General features: G+C 67.6%; 19 protein-coding genes and 1 tRNA gene. 8 read left to right on the top strand and 12 right to left on the bottom strand.

Annotated features, from left to right (window positions below):
• Positions 1–18: 18 nt before the first annotated feature.
• Entirely contained in the window at positions 19–1,440 is a 1,422-nt protein-coding gene (locus WS49_RS26765) for an AmpG family muropeptide MFS transporter (protein ID WP_059534957.1), read from the top strand.
• Entirely contained in the window at positions 1,430–2,473 is a 1,044-nt protein-coding gene (locus tag WS49_RS26760; protein WP_059534955.1) for a M48 family metallopeptidase, read from the top strand. Before WS49_RS26765 ends, WS49_RS26760 begins: the two co-directional genes overlap by 11 nt.
• A gap of 54 nt (positions 2,474–2,527) precedes the next feature.
• On the opposite strand, the gene WS49_RS26755 is transcribed toward WS49_RS26760, so the two are convergent.
• Positions 2,528–3,472 carry an AraC family transcriptional regulator gene (locus tag WS49_RS26755; RefSeq protein ID WP_059534954.1) on the bottom strand — a complete coding sequence of 315 codons (945 nt, stop codon included), beginning with the start codon at positions 3,470–3,472 and terminating at the stop codon, positions 2,528–2,530.
• A gap of 227 nt (positions 3,473–3,699) precedes the next feature.
• Between WS49_RS26755 and WS49_RS26750 the strand changes: the two genes are divergently transcribed.
• Entirely contained in the window at positions 3,700–4,752 is a 1,053-nt protein-coding gene (locus WS49_RS26750) for an NAD(P)-dependent alcohol dehydrogenase (RefSeq protein ID WP_059534948.1), read from the top strand.
• Positions 4,753–4,860: 108 nt separating this feature from the next.
• Here the strand turns inward: WS49_RS26750 and WS49_RS26745 are convergent, their stop codons facing one another.
• The 5 genes from WS49_RS26745 to gatC form a co-directional block, all read right to left on the bottom strand.
• Positions 4,861–5,634, bottom strand: a complete 774-nt coding sequence (locus tag WS49_RS26745; protein ID WP_059534945.1) for an exodeoxyribonuclease III — start codon at positions 5,632–5,634, stop codon at positions 4,861–4,863.
• A 49-nt stretch (positions 5,635–5,683) separates the two neighbouring features.
• Positions 5,684–6,523 (bottom strand): polyphosphate kinase 2 family protein, encoded by an 840-nt coding sequence (locus tag WS49_RS26740; RefSeq protein ID WP_059534943.1) that lies wholly within the window; start codon positions 6,521–6,523, stop codon positions 5,684–5,686.
• A gap of 126 nt (positions 6,524–6,649) precedes the next feature.
• On the bottom strand, positions 6,650–8,122 hold the full coding sequence (gene gatB / locus WS49_RS26735) for an Asp-tRNA(Asn)/Glu-tRNA(Gln) amidotransferase subunit GatB (protein ID WP_059534941.1): 1,473 nt from the start codon (positions 8,120–8,122) through the stop codon (positions 6,650–6,652).
• A 4-nt stretch (positions 8,123–8,126) separates the two neighbouring features.
• A complete protein-coding gene (gene gatA, locus WS49_RS26730) occupies positions 8,127–9,617 on the bottom strand; it encodes an Asp-tRNA(Asn)/Glu-tRNA(Gln) amidotransferase subunit GatA (RefSeq protein ID WP_059534939.1) in 1,491 nt (496 codons plus the stop codon).
• 66 nt (positions 9,618–9,683) lie between these two features.
• Positions 9,684–9,983: an Asp-tRNA(Asn)/Glu-tRNA(Gln) amidotransferase subunit GatC gene (gene gatC / locus WS49_RS26725; RefSeq protein ID WP_006407213.1), complete on the bottom strand. Its 300-nt coding sequence runs from the start codon at positions 9,981–9,983 to the stop codon at positions 9,684–9,686.
• A 367-nt stretch (positions 9,984–10,350) separates the two neighbouring features.
• On the opposite strand from gatC, the gene WS49_RS26720 reads away from it, so the two are divergent.
• The 5 genes from WS49_RS26720 to rodA all read left to right on the top strand — a co-directional run bounded on the left by WS49_RS26720 (position 10,351) and on the right by rodA (position 16,653).
• The gene (locus tag WS49_RS26720; RefSeq protein WP_004189550.1) at positions 10,351–11,394 is read left to right on the top strand and encodes a rod shape-determining protein; all 1,044 of its coding nucleotides are present in this window, start codon (positions 10,351–10,353) and stop codon (positions 11,392–11,394) included.
• A 127-nt stretch (positions 11,395–11,521) separates the two neighbouring features.
• Complete coding sequence (mreC, locus tag WS49_RS26715) at positions 11,522–12,589, top strand: rod shape-determining protein MreC (RefSeq protein ID WP_059534937.1); 1,068 nt, start codon at positions 11,522–11,524, stop codon at positions 12,587–12,589.
• A complete protein-coding gene (gene mreD, locus WS49_RS26710; RefSeq protein WP_009687274.1) occupies positions 12,586–13,098 on the top strand; it encodes a rod shape-determining protein MreD in 513 nt (170 codons plus the stop codon). Before mreC ends, mreD begins: the two co-directional genes overlap by 4 nt.
• Positions 13,099–13,207: 109 nt before the next feature.
• Complete coding sequence (gene mrdA, locus WS49_RS26705) at positions 13,208–15,493, top strand: penicillin-binding protein 2 (RefSeq protein ID WP_059534935.1); 2,286 nt, start codon at positions 13,208–13,210, stop codon at positions 15,491–15,493.
• A gap of 11 nt (positions 15,494–15,504) precedes the next feature.
• Positions 15,505–16,653, top strand: a complete 1,149-nt coding sequence (gene rodA, locus WS49_RS26700; RefSeq protein WP_059534933.1) for a rod shape-determining protein RodA — start codon at positions 15,505–15,507, stop codon at positions 16,651–16,653.
• 108 nt (positions 16,654–16,761) lie between these two features.
• Here rodA and WS49_RS26695 read toward each other — a convergent pair whose 3' ends face one another.
• The 6 genes from WS49_RS26695 to WS49_RS26670 all read right to left on the bottom strand — a co-directional run bounded on the left by WS49_RS26695 (position 16,762) and on the right by WS49_RS26670 (position 20,936).
• On the bottom strand, positions 16,762–17,538 hold the full coding sequence (locus tag WS49_RS26695) for a tetratricopeptide repeat protein (RefSeq protein WP_059534931.1): 777 nt from the start codon (positions 17,536–17,538) through the stop codon (positions 16,762–16,764).
• The gene (locus WS49_RS26690) at positions 17,535–18,320 is read right to left on the bottom strand and encodes an HpcH/HpaI aldolase family protein (RefSeq protein WP_059534929.1); all 786 of its coding nucleotides are present in this window, start codon (positions 18,318–18,320) and stop codon (positions 17,535–17,537) included. Before WS49_RS26690 ends, WS49_RS26695 begins: the two co-directional genes overlap by 4 nt.
• Positions 18,321–18,596: 276 nt before the next feature.
• Positions 18,597–19,049 (bottom strand): 6-carboxytetrahydropterin synthase QueD, encoded by a 453-nt coding sequence (gene queD, locus WS49_RS26685; RefSeq protein ID WP_044847357.1) that lies wholly within the window; start codon positions 19,047–19,049, stop codon positions 18,597–18,599.
• Between the two features lie 18 nt (positions 19,050–19,067).
• Positions 19,068–19,700, bottom strand: a complete 633-nt coding sequence (gene queE / locus WS49_RS26680) for a 7-carboxy-7-deazaguanine synthase (protein ID WP_059468636.1) — start codon at positions 19,698–19,700, stop codon at positions 19,068–19,070.
• Between the two features lie 75 nt (positions 19,701–19,775).
• Complete coding sequence (gene queC / locus WS49_RS26675; RefSeq protein ID WP_059534927.1) at positions 19,776–20,510, bottom strand: 7-cyano-7-deazaguanine synthase QueC; 735 nt, start codon at positions 20,508–20,510, stop codon at positions 19,776–19,778.
• Between the two features lie 350 nt (positions 20,511–20,860).
• Positions 20,861–20,936 (bottom strand) — tRNA-Phe (locus WS49_RS26670).
• Positions 20,937–20,942 lie beyond the last annotated feature (6 nt).

The following is a 20,942-nucleotide window of genomic DNA, read 5'->3' as shown; positions in this document are numbered from 1 at the left end:
GCTACCCGGTTTCCGTCCATGTCCAAAACGCCACACGAGGCGCCCGCACTCACTGCTCACGAGGATCATCCCGGCTGGCGCGCCTATCTGAACACGCACATGCTGATCTGCGTGTTCCTCGGCTTCACGTCGGGGCTGCCCCTGTTCACGCTCGTCTACCTCGTGCAGGCATGGCTGCGCTCCGAAGGCGTGAACCTGAAGGAAATCGGCCTGTTCGCGCTGATCCAGTTCCCGTATACGTGGAAGTTCCTGTGGGCGCCGCTGATGGACCGCTTCATCCCGCGCCTGCCCGGCTGGCGGCCCGGCCGCCGGCGCGGCTGGATGCTGCTCACGCAGGTGCTGGTCGCCGGCGCGATCGCCGCGCTCGGCTTCGTGTCGCCGCGCGACTCGATCTGGACGGTCGCTGCGCTCACGACGCTCGTCGCGTTCTTCGGCGCAAGCTCCGACATCGTGATCGACGCGTATCGCCGCGAACTGCTGCGCGACACCGAGCAGGGCCTCGGCAACGCCGTGCACGTGAACGCGTACAAGCTCGCCGCGCTGATCCCCGGCTCGCTGGCGCTGATCCTGTCCGACCACATGCCGTGGGACGTCGTGTTCGCGATCACCGGCGCATTCATGCTGCCGGGCATCCTGATGACGCTGCTCGTGCGCGAGCCCGAGGTGGTCGGCGCGCCGCCGCGCAACCTGCGCGACGCGATCGTGCTGCCGTTCCGCGAATTCATCCAGCGCGACGGCTGGAGCGGCGCGCTGCTCGTCATCGCGTTCATCTTCCTGTTCAAGATCGGCGACACGATGGCGACCACGCTGTCGACGTCGTTCTTCCTCGACATCGGCTTCTCGCGCACCGAAATCGGCATCGTCGCGAAAACCACCGCGCTCGTCGCGAGCGTCGCCGGCGGCATCATCGGCGGCATCTGGCTCGTGAAGATCGGCATCGGCCGCGGGCTGTGGATCTTCGGCGCGCTGCAGATGGTGTCGACGCTCGGCTTCGCGTGGCTCGCACAGGTCGGCCCCGGCTCGCCGGTGCTCGCGGTGATTTACGACTTCACGGTCGCGGCAAGTCACGCGCTCGCGTCGTTCCTGTCGATCTTCGGCTTCGAGGTCACGCCGCATCTGAGCCCGATGACGGTCGCGCTCGCGCTCGTCTACGCCGCCGAAACGTTCACCACCGGCCTGACGATGGCCGCGTTCGTCGCGTATATCGCGAGCACGACCGACCCGCGCTACACGGCCACGCAGTTCGCGCTGTTCACGAGCCTCGCGTCCGTGCCGCGCACGCTCGCATCGGCCGCGAGCGGCTTCATCGTCGCGAAGATCGGCTGGTTCGACTACTTCATCGTGTGCACCGCGCTCGCGATCCCCGGCATGCTGCTGCTGTTCAAGATCGCGCCGTGGAACGGCACCGCGCGCAACGGCGAGGCCAGCCGTGCGCAATGATCGACTGCATCGCGCGGCACGCGTCGCCGCCGCGCTGAGCGTCGGCATCGCGGCGTGCAGCGCGGCGGGAAGCGCACAGGCAGCCGACACGAGTGCGGCCGCGCCCGCCACCGCGCCGGCTGCACCGTCCACACCCGCCACGCCCGCCGCTGCCGGTGCGCAATCCGCCGCCGAAGCCGCGCAGCCGACCGGCGCCGCCGTGCCCGCGAAGGCCTATGCCCCGACGTCGCAGCAGGTGCGCTACGGCAACGCGATCGCGTTCCGCACGCTGATCCCGTCGCCGCTGCTCGAACAACTCACCGCGAGCGAATACGCGCAGATCGTGCAGGCTGCCGCCGACAGCGACCGCCTGCTGCCCGCGAACCAGCCGCGCGTGAAGCGGCTGCGCGCGATCGTCACGAAGCTCGCGCCGTATTCGGTGAAGTGGAACGATCGCGTGAAGACCTGGACATGGGACGTCAACGCGATCCGCTCGCGCGACATCCGCGTCACGTGCCTGCCGGGCGGCAAGGTGCTCGTGTACGGCGGACTGCTCGATCGCGTCCGCCTGAACGACGACGAGTTCGGCGTGCTGCTCGCGCACGGCATCGCGCATGCGCTGCGCGAACACGCACGCAGCAATTTCAGCACGACGTCGCAAACGTCGCTGCGCGCGGCCTCGCTGCCGCCGCTGTTCGGCGTCGGCGATCCGCTGCCGCAGGCGCTGAATCTCGGCGCGCGTCTGCAGACGCTGCGCTACGACCCGACCGACGAAACCGAAGCCGACGTGATCGGCGGCGACATTGCCGCCCGCGCGGGCTTCGATCCGCGCGCGGCGATCACGCTGTGGGACAAGCTCGCGGCGGCGACGCGCGCGAACAGGACGTCGGGCTTCATCTACACGCACCCGTACAGCGCCACGCGGCGGCAGGACCTGCTGAACCGCCTACCGGACCTGATGCCGCTGTATGCGAAGGCAGTCGGCAAACGGGTCGACACGCTGCCCGACTACGCGGGCATCAGCGCGCAGCGGCGCAAGATCGTGCGGCGCTGAGCGCGGCATCCGGCAGTTTCCCTGCCGCGCATCGCCGGCACATGAGCCCTGGCGCTACGCGCCGACTTCCGACTCGACGGGCCTGGTGCCGCTTTCGCGCATCCAGCGCACGTCGTCTCCGGGGCTGCGGCCGAACAGCCGCTTGAACTCGCGGCTGAACTGCGACGCGCTCGCATAGCCGACCCGCGCCGCGGCGGCACCGGCCCCGAGGCCGTCCTGCACCATCATCAACCGCGCCTGATGCAGGCGCGCGGCCTTCACGTACTGCATCGGCGACGTCGCCGTCACGTGCTTGAACTGCGCGTGGAACACCGCGAGGCTCATCCCGGCCTCGCGCGCGAGCGTCTCGACGTCGAGATCGGCCTTCAGGTCCGCATGAATGCGCCGCAGCGCCTTCGCGATGCGGCCGAAATGATGTTGCTGGACGAGCGCCGCGCGAATCGCGTCGCCCTGCGCGCCCGTCAGCACGCGGTACGCGATCTCGCGCATGATCGCCGGCCCGAGCACGCGCGTGTCGTGCGGCGACGCGAGCGCTTCGAGCAGCCGCACCACCGCGTCGGCGAGCGGCGCATCGAGCGGCGTCGAATAGACGCCGTGCGGCTCGCTGACCGCCGCACCGAGCGTCTCGTCGAGGAGGATCGCGAGCTCGGCGATCACCGCGAGATCGACGCGGATCGAGATCGCGAGAAACGGCTCGTCCATGCTCGCGAAGGTCTCGCATTCGAACGGCAGCGGCACCGACAGCACGAGATACTGCTGCGCGTCGTAGACGAACGAGCGGTCGCCGAGATAGCCGAGCTTGCGGCCCTGGCACACGACGATGATGCTCGGCTCGTACAGCACCGGCATGCGCGGCACGGGGCGGCTCACGCGAAAGAAGCGCACGCCGTCGAGCGCCGCCTGCGTATCGCCGTCGTTCGGCGCGAGGCGCGCATGCAGCTCGATCATGCGGCGCCGCACACGGTCGCCCGCGTCGTCGAAAAGGGGCTGGAAGCTCATCGGCGTCGTCCTGTCCGGCAAGAGAATCAGGCTTGCAATGTAGCACCGTGAAAGCATTTTGACGGCCGTTCGCGTGTAATTCGAGAGGAATAGGCAAATCTTCGAGACCTTCGTGTATTTCGCCGACGCGGCTCGCTCCTTACGATGGGCACCTGTCTCGCCGCGTCGCCACATGATGCGGCGGCAGTCTGATTCGCCGGACGTTTTCCCGGACAAGGAGCCCCTGCATGAGCACAACCTACGCTTACGCGGCGACCGACGCGCAGTCGCCGCTCGCCCCGTTCGAATTCCAGCGCCGCGCGCTGCGCGACCTCGACGTCCAGATCGAGGTGCTCTACTGCGGCGTCTGCCACTCGGACCTGCACCAGGCCCGCAACGAATGGCGCAACACGATCTACCCGGTCGTGCCGGGCCATGAAATCGTCGGCCGCGTGACCGCGACCGGCCCGCAGGTATCGCGCTTCAAGGTCGGCGAGCTGGTCGGCGTCGGCTGTCTCGTCGACTCGTGCCGCACCTGCCCGAGCTGCGCGGAAGGCCTCGAGCAGTATTGCGAAAACGGCTTCGTCGGCACGTACAACGGCCAGGACCGCGTGACCGGCGACGTCACGTACGGCGGCTATTCGACGCAACTCGTGGTCGACGAGGCATTCGTGCTGCGCGTGCCCGAGACGCTCGACCCGGCCGGCGCCGCGCCGCTGCTGTGCGCGGGGATCACGACCTATTCGCCGCTGCGCCAGTGGAACGTCGGCCCCGGCAAGAAGGTCGGGATCGTCGGCCTCGGCGGGCTTGGCCACATGGGCGTGAAGCTCGCGCGCGCGATGGGCGCGCACGTCGTGCTGTTCACGACGTCGCCGTCGAAGGTCGAGGACGGCAAGCGCGTCGGCGCGCATGAAGTGGTGATCTCGAAGGACGAGGCGCAGATGAACGCGCACCTGAACAGCTTCGACTTCATCCTGAACACGGTCGCCGCACAGCACGACCTGAACCCGTTCCTGCACCTGCTGAAGCGCGACGGCACGATGACGCTCGTCGGCGCGCCGGAGCACGACCATCCGTCGCCGCAGGTGTTCAACCTGATCTTCAAGCGCCGCCGCCTCGCGGGTTCGCTGATCGGCGGGATCGCGGAGACGCAGGAAATGCTCGACTTCTGCGCGGAGCACGGCATCACGTCGGATATCGAAACGATTCCGATGCAGCAGATCAATGCCGCTTACGAGCGGATGCTGAAGAGCGACGTGAAGTACCGGTTCGTGATCGACATGGCGTCGATCAAGCAGTAAGCAACGCGCCAGACGAAACGGGCCGCATGTTCGACATGCGGCCCGTTTTCGCATCCGGCGACCGGACGGCTCGACGGCGACGCGCGCGGCGTCGCGCCGCGCCGACGCTCACTTCTTGTAGTCGTAATCCACCGTCAGCGGCGCGTGATCGCTGAACTTGATGTCCTTGAAGATCGACGTGCGCTTCGCGGTGCCGGCCACGCCCGGCGTCGCGATCTGGTAATCGATCCGCCACCCGACGTTCTTCGCGTACGCCTGGCCGCGGTTGCTCCACCACGTGTACTGCTCGGGGCGCGGGTCGAGCGTGCGGAACACGTCGACGTAGCCGACATCGTCGAACAACTGCGTGAGCCACGCCCGCTCTTCCGGCAGGCAGCCCGAGTTCTTCTGGTTGCTCTTCCAGTTCTTGATGTCGATTTCCTTGTGCACGATGTTCACGTCGCCGCACAGGATCACCTCGCGCTTCTTCTTCAGCTCGGCGAGGTGCGGCATGAACTCGTCCATGAAGCGGTACTTCGCCTGCTGCCGCTCTTCGCCGCTCGAGCCGGACGGCACGTACACCGACACGACCGACAGCTTGCCGTAGCGCGCCTCGACGTAGCGCCCCTCGGCGTCGAATTCGCTGCTGCCGAAGCCGATGATCACGTCATCGGGCTCGTGGCGGCTGTACACGCCCGCGCCGCTGTAGCCCTTTTTCTCGGCGTGGTGGAAGTAGCTCCTGAAGCCGTGCGGCTCGACGAATTCGGCCGGCAGGTCGTCGGCCGATACCTTGATTTCCTGCACGCACACGCAATCGGCGTTCTGTTCGCCGAGCCATTCGAAGAAGCCCTTCTTCGCGGCGGAGCGGATGCCGTTCAGGTTGGCGGTAATCACTCGCATCATGTCGGGTTCCGTTGTTCAGTTCAGTTCGATGTTGTTACAGGATCGCAGCCTAGCGGATCTTCACGCCCTCGAGTTCCGGCTTCGGCGGCGGGAATTCGAGCTTCATGTCGGTCATCGTGCGCAGCAGCAGCTCGGCGATCATCACGTTGCGATGGGTCTTCGAGTTCGCCGGGATCACGTACCACGGCGCATGCTCGGCCGACGTCGCGGCGAGCGCGTCGCGGTACGCCGACTGGTACGCGTCCCAGTGCTTGCGCGCGTCGAGATCGGCGATGTCGAACTTCCAGTGCTTGGTCGGATCGTCGATGCGCGCCTGCAGCCGCTCGCGCTGCTCGTCCTTCGAGATGTGCAGGAAGCACTTGATGATCGTCGTGCCGTTCTCGAACAGCATCGTCTCGAAATCGCGGATCTGCCGGTAGCGGCGCTCGCATTCCTTGCTGTCGATCGCGTCGAGCACGCGCGGCACGAGCACGTCTTCGTAGTGGCTGCGGTTGAAGATCGCGAGTTCGCCCGCGGCCGGCGCCTGCAGATGCACGCGCCACAGGAAGTCGTGCACGGCCTCGATCGGCGTCGGCGCCTTGAACGACACGACGCGCAGGCCGAGCGGGTCGACCTCGCGGAACACCGCGCGCACGGTGCCGTCCTTGCCGCTGGTATCCATCCCCTGCAGCACGAGCAGCACACGCTTCTTCTGCTGCGTGTGCAGGCGCTCCTGCTGTACGTCGAGCTCGGTCGACACGGCCGACAGCCGTTCGCGGTCGGCATCCTTCGACCCCGACGAGAACGGCTTCGCGGCCGGATCGAACGCATCGAGCGTGAATGCGGCGGCTTCCTTCTCGCGCGTGCTGTACGGCACGCGGAAATCGTCGAGCGACGGTTGTTTCGCCATTCGTTCCTCCGTTGGACGGTGCGACGCACACGCGCACACGATACCGCATGCACCAAAACGACGGGCCGCCCCGAACAGGTTCGGCGGCGGCCCGTCGTCAGGCGCGGTTCAGGCGCGCGGCCATGCTCAGCCGAGCTTCTTCTTCAGCAACTCGTTGACCTGCTGCGGATTGGCCTTGCCCTTGGTCGCCTTCATCGCCTGGCCGATCAGCGCGTTGAACGCCTTTTCCTTGCCGGCGCGGAACTCCTCGACCGACTTCGCGTTCGCCGCCAGCACCTCGTCGATGATCGCTTCCAGCGCGCCGGTGTCGGAGATCTGCTTCAGGCCCTTCGCGTCGATGATGCGGTCGGCCGCGCCTTCGTCGGTCGCCTTCTCGTCCCAGATCGTCGCGAAGATTTCCTTCGCGATCTTGTTCGAGATCGTGCCGTCGGCGATGCGCTGCAGCACCAGCGCGAGCTGCGCGGCCGAGACGGGAATCGCGTCGATCTCGATGCCGTCGCGGTTCAGCTGCGACGACACGTCGCCCATCAGCCAGTTCGCGGCGATCTTCGCGTTCGCCGCACCGGCCTTCGCGACCACGGCCTCGAAGTACGCGGCCATCGCCTTGCTCGACGTCAGCACGCCCGCGTCGTACGCGGACACGCCGTACTGCTCGACGAAACGCTGCTGCATCGCGGCCGGCAGCTCGGGCATCCCGGCCTGCACGCGCTCGACCCAGTCGCGGCCGATCACGAGCGGCATCAGGTCGGGGTCGGGGAAGTAGCGGTAGTCGTGCGCGTCTTCCTTGCTGCGCATCGAACGCGTCTCGCGCTTGTCCGGATCGTAGAGGCGCGTTTCCTGCACGACCTCGCCGCCGTCCTCGATCAGCTCGATCTGGCGGCGCACTTCGTAGTTGATCGCTTCCTCGAGGAACCGGAACGAGTTCAGGTTCTTGATCTCGGCGCGCGTGCCGAACTTCTCCTGGCCGACCGGCCGCACCGACACGTTCGCGTCGCAGCGGAACGAGCCTTCCTGCATGTTGCCGTCGCAGATGCCGAGCCACACGACGAGCGCGTGCAGCGCCTTCGCGTAGGCCACGGCCTCGGCCGCGCTGCGCATTTCCGGCTCGGTGACGATCTCGAGCAGCGGCGTGCCCGCGCGGTTCAGGTCGATCCCCGTCATCCCGGCGAAGTCTTCATGCAGCGACTTGCCCGCGTCTTCCTCGAGGTGCGCGCGGGTCAGGTTGACCGTCTTCTCGTACGCTTCCTTGCCGGCCTTTTCGTTGGCGGGCACCTGGATCGTGATCTGGCCGCCCTGCACGACCGGAATCTCGTACTGGCTGATCTGATAGCCCTTCGGCAGATCGGGGTAGAAATAATTCTTGCGCGCGAAGATGCTGCGCGGCGCGATGGTCGAACCGATCGCGAGGCCGAAGCGGATCGCGCGTTCGACCGCGCCGCGGTTCAGCACCGGCAGCACGCCCGGCAGCGCCAGGTCGACCGGGCAGGCCTGCGTGTTCGGCTCGGCGCCGAACTGCGTCGACGCGCCGGAGAAAATCTTCGAGACGGTCGACAGTTGCGCGTGCGTCTCGAGACCGATGACGACTTCCCATTGAGTCATATGCTTACACCCCCGCCGGAACTTGCTTGTGCCAGTCGGTCGCGCGCTGGAACGCGTCGGCGACCTGCAGCATCCGGGCTTCGTTGAAATAGTTGCCGATGATCTGCAGACCGACCGGGCGCTTCGCGTTCGCGCCGGCGCCGAAGCCGCACGGCACGCTCATGCCGGGGAGGCCTGCGAGGCTCACCGACAGCGTGTAGATATCCGCGAGATACATCTGCACCGGATCGTCGCCCTTCGCGCCGAGATCCCATGCGACCGTCGGCGACGCCGGGCCCATGATCACGTCGCAGGACTTGAACGCTTCCTGGAAATCGTTCGCGATGATGCGGCGGATCTTCTGCGCCTGCAGGTAGTACGCGTCGTAGTAGCCGTGCGACAGCACGTAGGTGCCGACGAGAATACGGCGCTTCACCTCGGGGCCGAAGCCTTCCGCGCGCGACTTCTTGTACATGTCGAGCAGATCGCCGTACTGCGCGGCGCGGTGGCCGAAGCGCACGCCGTCGAAACGCGACAGGTTCGACGACGCCTCGGCCGGCGCGATCACGTAATACACGGGGATCGACAGTTCCGTCTTCGGCAGCGACACCGGCACGAGCGTCGCGCCGAGCGCCTCGTACTGCTTGAGCGCCGCGTCGATCGACGCGCGCACGTCGTCGGCGAGGCCGTCGCCGAAATATTCGTTCGGCAGGCCGATGCGCAGGCCCGCGAGCGGCTTGCCCGCATCGTTGCCCGGCGTCCACGGCTGGCCGATGTGGCGCGTGAAATCTTCGTCGTCGCGCTCGAGGCTCGTCGAGTCGCGCTCGTCGAAGCCGGCCATCGCGTTCAGCAGCAGCGCGCAGTCGGACGCGCTTTGCGCCATCGGGCCGCCCTGGTCGAGCGACGACGCGAACGCGATCATCCCGTAGCGCGACACGCGGCCGTAGGTCGGCTTGATGCCCGTCACGCCCGCGAACGACGCGGGCTGGCGGATCGAGCCGCCGGTGTCGGTGCCGGTCGCGGCCGGCGCGAGACGCGCGGCGACGGCCGCCGAGCTGCCGCCCGAGCTGCCGCCCGGCACGGCGTTCGTGTCCCACGGGTTCTTCACGGCGCCGAACGCCGAATTTTCGTTGGACGAGCCCATCGCGAACTCGTCCATGTTGGTCTTGCCGAGCGTGACCATGCCGGCCGCCTGCAGGCGGGCGACGACGGTCGCGTCGAACGGGCTCTCGTAGTTCGCGAGCATCTTCGAGCCGGCGGTCGAGCGCCAGCCGCGCGTGACGAACACGTCCTTGTGCGCGATCGGCAGGCCGGTCAGCGCGCCGCCCGCGCCGCGCGCGAGTTCGGCGTCGGCGGCCTTCGCCTGCGCGAGGGTGAGGTCGGCGTCGACATGGACGAACGCGTTCAGGTCGCGTGCCGCGTCGATCCGTTTCAGGTAGAGCTGCGCGAGCTCGACGGCCGAGCATTCCTTGGCGGCGAGCGCGGCGCGCAGTTCGGTCAGGCTTTTTGCGTGCATTGAGTGGTTTTCCTGGGAATTCTGGGTGGCGCGCGGCGCGAAGGCGGCGCGCTTGTCATCGAATGCTTACTCGATCACCTTCGGCACGAGATAGAGGCCGTCCTGGACGGCCGGCGCCGGACGCTGGTTGTCGTCGCGATTGACGACTTCCGTCACGGCGTCGTCGCGCAGGCGCTGCGCGACTTCCTGGATCTGTTCGATCGGGTGGGCGAGCGGCGCGATGCCGGCGGTGTCGACCGCCTGCATCTGCTCGACGAGGCCGAAGAATTCATTGAGCTGGCCGAGCGTATGCTCGGCGTCGGCGTCGGCCATTTCGAGTCGCGCCAGGTGCGCGATGCGTTTCACATCGGTCAGGGTCAGGGCCATGCGATCACCGGAAAAACAAGGCTGCGCAGCGCATCGAAAACCGCGCTGCGGCGGGGGGTTGGAGGGTGCGATCCCACCCTCAAAAATCGGGGCCGAAGCGGCAAAAATACCGTCCGTTTCGATTCAAATACCGTGAAATTATAAGGTATCATTACGCGTTCGACCCAAACCCGGCAGCCTTTTCCCGCACCGTTTCGCCCCGCTTCGGCAAGCCGTGCGTGCTTCGTGCGATCCCCGGTAGACATCACTCGCAGCTTCGTGCGCCGCGGCGGCCGCTTCCGCCACGCTTCCCGAGGCTGTTATTTTTTCCGCTGCCGCCCTCAGCGTTCGCTATGCAGGGCCGGCCCAGAGCGAAACAGGATTCTGAATGTTCGGTTTTTTGCGCAGCTACTTCTCCAACGATCTGGCGATCGACCTCGGCACCGCAAACACCCTGATCTACATGCGCGGCAAGGGCATCGTGCTCGATGAGCCGTCCGTCGTGTCGATTCGTCAGGAAGGCGGCCCCAACGGCAAGAAGACGATCCAGGCGGTCGGCAAGGAAGCCAAGCAGATGCTCGGCAAGGTGCCGGGCAACATCGAGGCGATCCGCCCGATGAAGGACGGCGTGATCGCCGACTTCACCGTCACCGAGCAGATGATCAAGCAGTTCATCAAGACGGCGCACGAGTCGCGCATGTTCTCGCCGTCGCCGCGCATCATCATCTGCGTGCCGTGCGGCTCGACCCAGGTCGAGCGTCGCGCGATCAAGGAAGCGGCGCATGGCGCCGGCGCGTCGCAGGTCTACCTGATCGAGGAGCCGATGGCGGCCGCGATCGGCGCGGGCCTGCCGGTGTCGGAAGCCACGGGCTCGATGGTCGTCGACATCGGCGGCGGCACGACGGAAGTCGGCGTGATCTCGCTCGGCGGCATCGTCTATAAAGGCTCGGTGCGCGTCGGCGGCGACAAGTTCGACGAGGCGATCGTCAACTACATCCGCCGCAACTACGGGATGCTGATCGGCGAACAGACCGCCGAGGCGATCAAGAAGGAAATCGGCTCCGCGTTCCCGGGCTCCGAAGTCAAGGAAATGGAAGTGAAGGGCCGCAACCTGTCGGAAGGCATTCCGCGCAGCTTCACGATCTCCAGCAACGAAATCCTCGAAGCGCTGACCGATCCGCTGAACCAGATCGTGTCGTCGGTGAAGATCGCCCTCGAGCAGACGCCGCCGGAGCTCGGCGCCGACATCGCCGAGCGCGGGATGATGCTGACGGGCGGCGGCGCGCTGCTGCGCGACCTCGATCGCCTGCTCGCGGAAGAAACCGGCCTGCCGGTGCTCGTCGCCGAAGATCCGCTCACCTGCGTCGTACGCGGTTCGGGCATGGCGCTCGAGCGCATGGACAAGCTGGGCAGCATCTTCTCGTACGAGTGATCGCCTAAGCAGTCCCGCTTGATATGACGCACCCGCGGCGTGGCCGGATCGCTCGTTCAGAACGAACCGCCGCGCCGTTTGCGCGTCTGAGCATTATTTAACCGATCACACGCGCCCGGCGCCGACCATGGAATACAGTCCGCCGCCCCTCTTCAAGCAAGGTCCGCCCGCGCTCGCGCGGCTCATCTTCTTCGTCGCCCTCGCCATCGCGCTCCTCGTGTCGGACGCGCGCTTCAGCACGCTCGAAATCGTCCGCGGCGTGCTCGGCACCGTGCTGTACCCGCTGCAGCGCGCGGCGCTCGTGCCGCGTGACCTGTTCATGGGCGCGGCCGACATCGCCGTCACGGGTTCATCGCTGCGCCACGAGAACGACGCGCTGCGCAAGCGCAACCTGCAATTGTCCACGCAGGCCAACCAGGCCGCGGTGCTCACGCAGGAAAACATGCACCTGCGCGCGGTGCTCGAGCTGCGCCAGCACATCGCGACGCAATCGACGCCCGTCGAAATCCAGTACGACACCAGCGACCCGTTCACACAGAAGATCGTGATCGGACAAGGTTCGCAGCAGGGCATCCAGAACGGCGCGCCGGTCGTCAGCGAGGACGGCGTGATCGGCCAGATCACGCGCGTGTTCCCGCTGCAGGCCGAAGTCACGCTGATCACCGACCGCGATCTCGCGATTCCCGTGCAGGTGCTGCGCACCGGCCTGCGCAGCGTGATCTACGGCACGCCGAAGGGCGACTCGCTCGACCTGCGCTTCGTGCCGACGAGCTCGGACCTCGTCGCCGGCGACGAACTCGTCACGAGCGGCCTCGACGGCGTGTACCCGCCGGGCCTGCCGGTCGCGAAGGTCGTGCGCGTCGACAAGCTCGCCGATACCGCGTTCGCGCGCGTGACCTGCGCGCCGGTCGCCGCCGTGCGCGGCGCGCGCCAGATGCTGGTGCTGCACTACCAGAACGACGTCCCGCCGCGCCCGGCCGAGCCCGATCCGGCCGCCGAGAAGAACGCGAAGGGCAAGAAGGGCGCCAAGGCCGCCGCGAAGGGCGACAAGGCCGAAAAGGCCGACGCGAACGCGAAGGCGGCCGCCGCGGCCGCGCCCGGCGCGAAACCCGCGCCGTCGGCACCCGTCGCTCCGGCCAAGCCCGCCGTCGCGCCCGCGAAGCCCGCGGCCGGGCAATCAGGAGCCCAGCGATGAACCGCCCGCAATACATCCTGCAGCCGGTCAACCCGTACTTCATCGTCTTCAGCCTCGCCGCCGCGTTCCTGCTGAACCTGATGCCGTGGGGCCGCCTGCCCGGCGTGCCCGATTTCGTCGCGCTCGTGCTGCTGTTCTGGAACATCCACCAGCCGCGCAAGGTCGGGATGGGCGTCGCGTTCGCGCTCGGCATCCTGATGGACGTGCATGACGCGGGGCTGCTCGGCGAGCACGCGCTTGCCTATACGCTGCTGTCGTACGGCGCGATCACGATCCACCGCCGCGTGCTGTGGATGCCGATCGGCGTACAGGTGCTGTACGTCACGCCGCTGCTCGTCGTCGCGCAGCTGGTGCCGTTCGTGATCCGCCTCGTGATGGGCGCCGCGTTTCCCGGCTGGCGCTATCTGGTGGACGGCTTCGTCGAGGCCGCGCTGTGGCCGATCGCGAGCCACCTGCTGCTGATGCCGCAACGCCGCCCGGTCGACCCGGACGATACGCGCCCCATCTGAGCCGGACCGACCTTGAATACCCGCCGCCCCCACGCCCGCGCGCCGCGCTCCGGGGCGGCGCCTCGCCCGCGCGCGCTCGCCGTGCACGGGCCAGACCGATCGTAACCGCATGACCGAATTCAACGACACCCAACAGCAGCTCTCGAAGTTCCGCCTGCGCGTCGCGGCGGCGGGCGTGTTCGTGTTCGTCTGCTTCGGGCTGCTCGCGAGCCGCTTCTTCTACCTGCAGTTGATGCAGCACGGCAAATACGCGCTGCAGGCCGAGGAAAACCGCATTTCGGTCGCGCCGATCGTGCCGAACCGCGGGATCATCACCGATCGCAACGGCGTGGTCCTCGCGAAGAACTATTCGGCATACACGCTCGAGATCACGCCGTCGAAGCTCGACGACACGCTCGACAACACGATCGACAAGCTGTCCGCGATCATCCCGATCGACGCGCGCGACCGCCGCCGCTTCAAGAAGCTGCAGGAAGACTCGAAGAACTTCGAGAGCCTGCCGATCCGCACGCGCCTCACCGACGCGGAAGTCGCGCGCTTCACCGCGCAGCGCTTCCGCTTCCCCGGCGTCGACGTGCGCGCGCGCCTGTTCCGCCAATACCCGCTCGGCACGACGGCCGCGCACGTGATCGGCTACATCGGCCGCATCTCGAAGCGCGACCAGGATCGCATCGACGCGATCAGCGACGACAACGACAGCGACCAGGAACACTACGATCCGCGTCGCGACGCGAACAACTACAAGGGCACCGACTACATCGGCAAGATCGGCGTCGAGCAGAGCTACGAAACCGAGCTGCATGGCCTCACGGGCTTCGAGGAAGTCGAGGTGACGGCCGGCGGCCGGCCCGTGCGCACGCTGTCGCGCACGCAGGCGACGCCCGGCAACAACCTCGTGCTGTCGCTCGACATCGGGCTGCAGCAGGTCGCCGAGCAGGCGTTTGCCGGCAAGCGCGGCGCGCTCGTCGCGATCGAGCCGAAGTCGGGGGACGTGCTCGCGTTCGTGTCGTCGCCGAGCTTCGACCCGAACTCGTTCGTCGACGGCATCGACCAGCAGACCTGGGACGAGCTGAACAACTCCACCGACAAGCCGCTCCTGAACCGCCCGCTGCACGGCACCTACCCGCCCGGCTCGACGTACAAGCCGTTCATGGCGCTGGCCGGCCTGACGCTCGGCAAGCGTTCGCCGGGCTGGGGCTTCCAGGATCCCGGCTACTTCACGTTCGGCGGCCACACGTTCCGCAACGACGTGCGCTCGGGCCAGGGCTGGGTCGACATGAACAAGGCGATCATGGTGTCGAACGACACCTACTTCTACATGCTCGCGCGCGACCTCGGCGTGAACGCGATCGCGAACTTCATGAAGCCGTTCGGTTTCGGCCAGATCACCGGCATCGACATCCAGGGCGAAGCGCGCGGGATCCTGCCGTCGACCGACTGGAAGAAGAAAGCGTTCAAGAAGGCCGCGCAGCAGAAGTGGTTCGACGGCGAGACGATCAGCCTCGGGATCGGCCAGGGCTACAACTCGTTCACGATCCTGCAGCTCGCGCACGCCACCGCGACGCTCGCGAACAACGGCGTCGTGATGAAGCCCCACCTCGTGAAGGAAGTCGAAGATCCCATCACGCGCGGGCGCCATCTGACCGTGCCGAAGGAAAGCGAAACGATTCCGCTCAAGCAGGCCGACATCGACGTCGTGAAGCGCGGGATGGAGAACGTGATCGAGAACCCGTCCGGCACCGCGTACAAGGTGTTCCGCGGCGCGCCCTACCTCGCGGCCGGCAAGACCGGCACCGCGCAGGTGTTCTCGCTGCAGGGCTCGAACTACAAGGGCCACCTGCTCGCCGAGCACTTGCGCGACCACGCGCTGTTCATCGCGTACGCGCCGGTCGACCATCCGCAGATCGCCATCGCGCTGGTCGTCGAGAACGGCGGTTGGGGCGCGCAGGCCGCGGGCCCGATCGCACGCCGCGTGCTCGATTTCTACCTCGTCGATCGCCAGAAACCGGAGAACGAGGCGGCCGCCGTCGCCGCCGCTGCGTCGGCGACCGAGCCGATCAACGCACCGGTGATCGGCGATGCCTCGAAGACCGTGTCCGTCGCGGCCGGCTTCAAGGCGCTTGCGCAGCCCGTCGTGCCGACCGCGGCCAGCGCGGCGGATGCGGCATCGGCCGCGTCGGCGCCCGCTGCATCGGGTGCGGCCGGGGCAAGCGTGGCGCAACCGGCCGTCGCGAGCGCGGCAGCGCCGATGCCCGCGAGCCTGCCGCCGATCCGGCGCCCGCACCGGCCGCGCCGGCCCGCCAGCGACGCGCAGCCGCTCGCCACCGCGCCGCGCGACGACAACTCCCGTGCCCTGGCCGCCGCGAAAGCGGCGAACGCCGGCACCGCTCATTAACGGAGAAAGGCATGCAATTCGACAAGCGCGCCTGGCTCGACAAGATCAAGCAGATGTTCGCGGGCTTCGACCGCCCGCTCGCCCTCATCGTGTTCCTGCTGCTGTGCGTCGGCATCGTCACGCTGTACAGCGCGTCGATCGACATGCCGGGCCGCGTCGAGGACCAATTGCGCAACATCCTGCTGACGTTCGTGCTGATGTGGGTGATCGCCAACATTCCGCCGACGACGCTGATGCGCTTCGCGGTCCCGCTGTATTCGTTCGGGGTCGCGCTGCTGATCGCGGTCGCGCTGTTCGGGATGACCAAGAAGGGCGCGAAGCGCTGGCTGAACGTCGGCGTCGTGATCCAGCCGTCGGAAATCCTCAAGATCGCGACACCGCTGATGCTCGCGTGGTATTACCAGCGCCGCGAAGGCGGGCTGCGCTGGTACGACTTCGTCGCCGCGTTCGGGATCCTGATGGTGCCGGTCGGGTTGATCGCCAAGCAGCCCGACCTCGGCACGGGCCTGCTCGTGTTCGCGGCCGGCTTCTTCGTGATCTACCTCGCCGGCCTGTCGTTCAAGCTGATCGTGCCGGTGCTCGTCGCGGGCGTGATCGCGGTCGGCTCGATCGCCGTGTTCGAAGAGCGCATCTGCCAGCCCGACGTGCAGTGGCCGCTGATGCACGACTACCAGAAGCACCGCGTGTGCACGCTGCTCGACCCGACTTCCGACCCGCTCGGCAAGGGCTTCCACACGATCCAGGCCGTGATCGCGATCGGCTCGGGCGGCGTGCTCGGCAAGGGCTATCTGAAGGGCACGCAAGCCCACCTCGAGTTCATTCCGGAGAAACACACCGACTTCATCTTCGCGGTGTTCTCGGAGGAATGGGGGCTCGCAGGCGGCCTCGTGCTGCTGACGCTCTACATGGCGCTGATCGCGCGCGGGCTCTACATCGCCGCGCAGGGCGCGACGCTGTTCGGCCGGCTGCTCGCGGGCTCGCTCACGCTCGCGTTCTTCGTCTATGCGTTCGTCAACATCGGGATGGTGAGCGGCGTGCTGCCCGTCGTCGGCGTGCCTTTGCCGTTCATGAGCTACGGCGGCACCGCGCTCACGACGCTCGGCATCGCGATCGGGATGATCATGAGCGTCGGGCGACAGCGGCGGCTGATGAAGAGCTGACGCCGCGGCACGGTACGCGGCCGCCGGCAGAGCAGTCTGCGGCAAAGAAAACGGCGCCTCGTGCGCCGTTTTTCCTTGGGCAGGTCGAATGCGGTGCGTGCCGCCCGCTCACTGCGGCGGCGCGCGCGGGCTCCCGTGGTCCGCGCCGGCGCCCGATGCCGGCTCCGGCGTCTTCAGGCGCGCGCTCAGCTCCTTGAATTTCAGTCCGGCTGTCTCGTCGCCCTGCGCCGCCGCGGCCGCGTAATACGCGCGCGCGATGTTCAGGTTCTGCGTGACGCCGTCGCCGCCGCGCTCGTAGAACGATGCGGTCACGTACTGCGCGGTCGGCTCGCCCGCGTCGGCTGCCTGCTTGTACCACGCGAACGCCTGCCGGTTGTCGCGCGGCGTGCCGCGCCCGTCGAGAAACTGGTTCGCCAGCGACAGCTCGGCCTGCACGTGCCCCTGCTTCGCCGCACGCAGGAACCAGCGGTGCGCTTCGGCCGGATTGCGCGCGACGAACTCGCCGTCGTCGAACATCCGCCCGTACACGTACTGCGCATGCGACATGTTCGCGTCGGCCGCCCGCTTCAGCCAGCGCAGCCCTTCGTCGACGTTCGCGGTCACGCCGACGCCGGTGAGCAGCATCATCGCGTAGTTGAACTGCGCGAGCCGGTCGCCGCGTTCGGCCGCGTCGTGAAACTGCACCAGCGCCGCGCGATAGTCGCCGGCGTTGTAGTCGGCCACCGCGGATTGCGTCTCGCGCGCCGGGTCCGGCTTCGCGTGCGGCGCATTCTGCGCGACCGCCGCGATGCACACGGCCCACAGCCCGAGCATCGTGCCGATCCGCGCGCATACGCCGGCCGTACGCCGCGCGCTGCCGGGCCTCGCGCCGTCGCCGCCGTTCATGACCGCACCTCCTGCAGCGCCTGGCGCGTCGCGCGCAGCAGCCAGCTCACGTCGGCCGACAGCGTGATCATCCGGTAGCCGGCCTCGCGATACTGGCGCGCGGTCGCGGTATCGTTCGCGAAGATGCCGACCGCGACGCCGGCCTGCTTGCCGGCCGCGAGCACGCGCGCCATCGCGGTTTCGACGTCCGGGTGGCGGCTGTCGCCGAGATGCCCGAGGCTCGCCGCCAGATCGGCCGGGCCGACGAACAGGCAATCGACGCCCGGCGTCGCGGCGATCCGCTCGACTTCATCGATACCGCGCGCCGATTCGATCTGCACGATCACCGCGACCTGCGCGTTCGCCGTCTGCAGGTAATCGCGGCGCATGCCGAACGCCGCCGCACGCACCATGCCGGCCACGCCGCGCAGCCCGTCGGGGGAATCCGGCGACGGGAAGCGCGTGAGCCGCACTGCGTGCGCGGCCTCGTCGGGCGTCTCGATGCACGGGAACATCAGCGTGCGCGCGCCGGCGTCGAGCGCGCGCTTCACGAGCCACGGCTCGCGCCCCGGCACGCGCACGACGGGCTCGCTCGGCAGGTGCGCGGCGGCCAGCGCGCGCAGTTGCGACGCGACGTCGCGGCTGTCGTTCGGCGCGTGCTCCATGTCGATGCAGAGCCAGTCGTAGCCGGCGTGCGCGAGCGCTTCCGCGGCCGTTTCGCAGCCGAGCGACAGCCACAGGCCGTACAGCGGCTCGTCGCCGTCATGCAGACGTTGTTTGAGGGAATTGGTGAGCGTGCTCATCGATACGGCCTCCGGGACGGAACGGCAATCGAACGGGACAAGCAACAAGCGAAGCGGGCGCAACACGGGGCCCTGGAACGTCAGTCGGCCGTGGGCGGCCGATCTGACAGCGCGGGCAGCGCGCTGGCGCACGGATGCGTTTTCCGGTGCCACGCAGCGATCATAGCGCGGCGTTACGCGGAATGTGGGAACAGGCGGAGAGCGGCGCCGGACAAGGCCGCACGGCGCGGTGGCAGGCAGCCCGCGCCGGTTGGCGAGGCTGCCGAAACGGCAGGATCAGCGACCGGGCTGGCGTTCGACGTCGGCCCAGCAGTTCGGCGTTTCGTACAAGCGCACGCGTTCCAGGCGCAGGTTCACGCCGTAGTGCGCGTCGTACACGTTCGCGAGGATGTCGAACGCGATCGCCGCGAGGTTCTCGACGGTCGGGATCCGGTCGAGCACGACGGTCTTGTGGTCGGCCATCTGCTCGAGGAACGAGCGCACGACTTCGTCGCGCGCGTAGACCAGGAACGCGTGATCCCACTTGTTGACGAGGTGCTCGACCGCGAGCGCCTTCACGTCGGCGAAATCCATCACCATGCCGCGGTCGGGCGCCCCCTCGGTATCGACGAGATCGCCGCGCAGCGTGACTTCGAGCACGTAGCGGTGGCCGTGCAGGTTCCGGCACTGGCTGCGGTGATCGGGAATGCGGTGGCCCGCGTCGAATTCGAGTTTTCGGGTAATCAGCACGATGTCAAAAGCCGTGGCTCAGGGAATGTTCAGATATTTGTGGGTCTGCATCGACAGCCGCCACTGCGGATGCCGCTTGCACCAGTCGATCGCGAGCTTCGTATTGAGATCGCGTGACGGGCCGTCCATCGGCTGCACGAGAAAATACTCGAAATCGAGCTTCGCGTAGTCGGCAAGCCGCTGGTTGTCCTGCGGGATCACGACCTTCAGTTCGTTGCCCTTCGTGACGACGAGCGGCGCGTCGGCCTTCGGGCTCACGCAGATCCAATCGATCGTCTCGAGCACCGGCAGCGAGCCGTTGGTCTCGATCGCGATCTCGAAGCCCGCCGCATGCAGCGCGTCGACGAGCGGCTGGTCGAGCTGCAGCATCGGCTCGCCGCCCGTGCAGACGACGAAGCGATGCGCTTCGCCGTCCGGCCACAGGCCGGCGATCGTCGCGACGAGTGCTTCGGCGTCCTTGAACTTGCCGCCGTTCTCGCCGTCGGTGCCGACGAAGTCCGTATCGCAGAAACGGCACACGGCGTCCGCACGATCCTCTTCGCGGCCCGACCACAGATTGCAGCCGGCGAACCGGCAGAACACGGCCGGACGGCCCGCGTTCGCGCCCTCGCCCTGCAACGTGTAGAAAATTTCCTTGACCGCGTAAGTCATCGTGCTTCGTCCGGCTCGCGCCGCTCGTTGTCGATCAGAATCCGTTATTCATCCGGCGCTGCCGCCGCACCCGCGTCACAGCGGTGCTTCGGTCACCCGCTCGCCCTTCAGGTAGGCCTCGTAGCCGCGCTTGCGCAGCTTGCAGGCCGGGCATTCGCCGCAGCCGAAACCCCAGTCGTGCAGCTCCGCGCGCTCGCCCACGTAGCACGTGTGCGTCTCGACGCGGATCAGCTCGACTAGTGCCTCGCCGCCGAGTTGCTCGGCGAGTTGCCACGTCTGCGCCTTGTCCAGCCACATCAGCGGAGTTTCGAGCACGACGCGCGTATCCATCCCGAGGTTCAGCGCGACCTGCAGCGCCTTCATCGTGTCGTCGCGGCAGTCCGGGTAGCCCGAGAAATCGGTCTCGCACATCCCGCCGACCAGCACGCGCAGACCGCGGCGATAGGCGATCGCGGCCGCGATCGTCATGAACAGCAGGTTGCGGCCCGGCACGAACGTGTTCGGCAATCCGTTCGCCGCAGTCTCGATCTCGATCGTGCGCGTCATCGCCGTATCGCTGATCGCGCCGAGCACCGACAGATCGATCATGTGATCGTCGCCGAGGCGGCCCGCCCATGCGGGAAACCGGTGCTTCAGCGCATCGCGCACGCCTTCGCGACATTCGAGTTCGACGCGATGGCGCTGGCCGTAATCGAAGCCGAGCGTCTCGACCGTCTGATAGCGTTCCAGGGCCCAGGCCACGCACGTGGCCGAGTCCTGCCCGCCGGAAAACAACACGAGCGCGCCGTCTTTAGCGTCTGTCCGAATCACCGTGATACTCCGTGAATGTGTAGGCTCGCGTCGCGCTGCGCCCCGGGGCCGGCTGCCGCCGGACGGCCCGACGCGTGCCGGCCTGCGCCGGCTCGACCAGTATAGGCAGCGCGGTCGGCCGCGAACGCGGCGGCGCGCTTATACCGCCCATCGCGCGGCATCGTTGCCGCGCGTCACGGCGGCGCCTGCGGGCTGCCCTGCCGTGCGCATGAAGCGATGCGCTAAGTCATTGAGCGGGCACGGATTTTATCACGCCCCGGCGAATGCTGCCGGGCGCGCCGCCGATGCCGCGCAAACCCACCACAAACGAAAAACCCCAAGAACCTTCCGATTCTTGGGGTTGGAACTGCTGGTGGCCTGGGACGGAATCGAACCATCGACACGCGGATTTTCAATCCGCTGCTCTACCAACTGAGCTACCGGGCCAACGAA

The organism is Burkholderia sp. RF7-non_BP4, assembly GCF_001521935.1.
GTDB lineage: Bacteria > Pseudomonadota > Gammaproteobacteria > Burkholderiales > Burkholderiaceae > Burkholderia > Burkholderia diffusa.
The sequence above is the reverse complement of the archived record's forward strand: the minus strand, read 5'-3'. Positions and strand labels throughout refer to the sequence as shown.

Excerpts from the sequence above, each read along its gene's own strand:
- WS49_RS26765 (WP_059534957.1), top strand. The coding sequence starts at position 19 with ATGTCCAAAACGCCACACGAGGCGCCCGCACTCACTGCTCACGAGGAT.
- WS49_RS26755 (WP_059534954.1), bottom strand. The coding sequence starts at position 3,472 with ATGAGCTTCCAGCCCCTTTTCGACGACGCGGGCGACCGTGTGCGGCGC.
- WS49_RS26750 (WP_059534948.1), top strand. The coding sequence starts at position 3,700 with ATGAGCACAACCTACGCTTACGCGGCGACCGACGCGCAGTCGCCGCTC.
- WS49_RS26745 (WP_059534945.1), bottom strand. The coding sequence starts at position 5,634 with ATGATGCGAGTGATTACCGCCAACCTGAACGGCATCCGCTCCGCCGCG.
- WS49_RS26740 (WP_059534943.1), bottom strand. The coding sequence starts at position 6,523 with ATGGCGAAACAACCGTCGCTCGACGATTTCCGCGTGCCGTACAGCACG.
- gatB (WP_059534941.1), bottom strand. The coding sequence starts at position 8,122 with ATGACTCAATGGGAAGTCGTCATCGGTCTCGAGACGCACGCGCAACTG.
- gatA (WP_059534939.1), bottom strand. The coding sequence starts at position 9,617 with ATGCACGCAAAAAGCCTGACCGAACTGCGCGCCGCGCTCGCCGCCAAG.
- gatC (WP_006407213.1), bottom strand. The coding sequence starts at position 9,983 with ATGGCCCTGACCCTGACCGATGTGAAACGCATCGCGCACCTGGCGCGA.
- WS49_RS26720 (WP_004189550.1), top strand. The coding sequence starts at position 10,351 with ATGTTCGGTTTTTTGCGCAGCTACTTCTCCAACGATCTGGCGATCGAC.
- mreC (WP_059534937.1), top strand. The coding sequence starts at position 11,522 with ATGGAATACAGTCCGCCGCCCCTCTTCAAGCAAGGTCCGCCCGCGCTC.
- mreD (WP_009687274.1), top strand. The coding sequence starts at position 12,586 with ATGAACCGCCCGCAATACATCCTGCAGCCGGTCAACCCGTACTTCATC.
- mrdA (WP_059534935.1), top strand. The coding sequence starts at position 13,208 with ATGACCGAATTCAACGACACCCAACAGCAGCTCTCGAAGTTCCGCCTG.
- rodA (WP_059534933.1), top strand. The coding sequence starts at position 15,505 with ATGCAATTCGACAAGCGCGCCTGGCTCGACAAGATCAAGCAGATGTTC.
- WS49_RS26695 (WP_059534931.1), bottom strand. The coding sequence starts at position 17,538 with ATGAACGGCGGCGACGGCGCGAGGCCCGGCAGCGCGCGGCGTACGGCC.
- WS49_RS26690 (WP_059534929.1), bottom strand. The coding sequence starts at position 18,320 with ATGAGCACGCTCACCAATTCCCTCAAACAACGTCTGCATGACGGCGAC.
- queE (WP_059468636.1), bottom strand. The coding sequence starts at position 19,700 with ATGACTTACGCGGTCAAGGAAATTTTCTACACGTTGCAGGGCGAGGGC.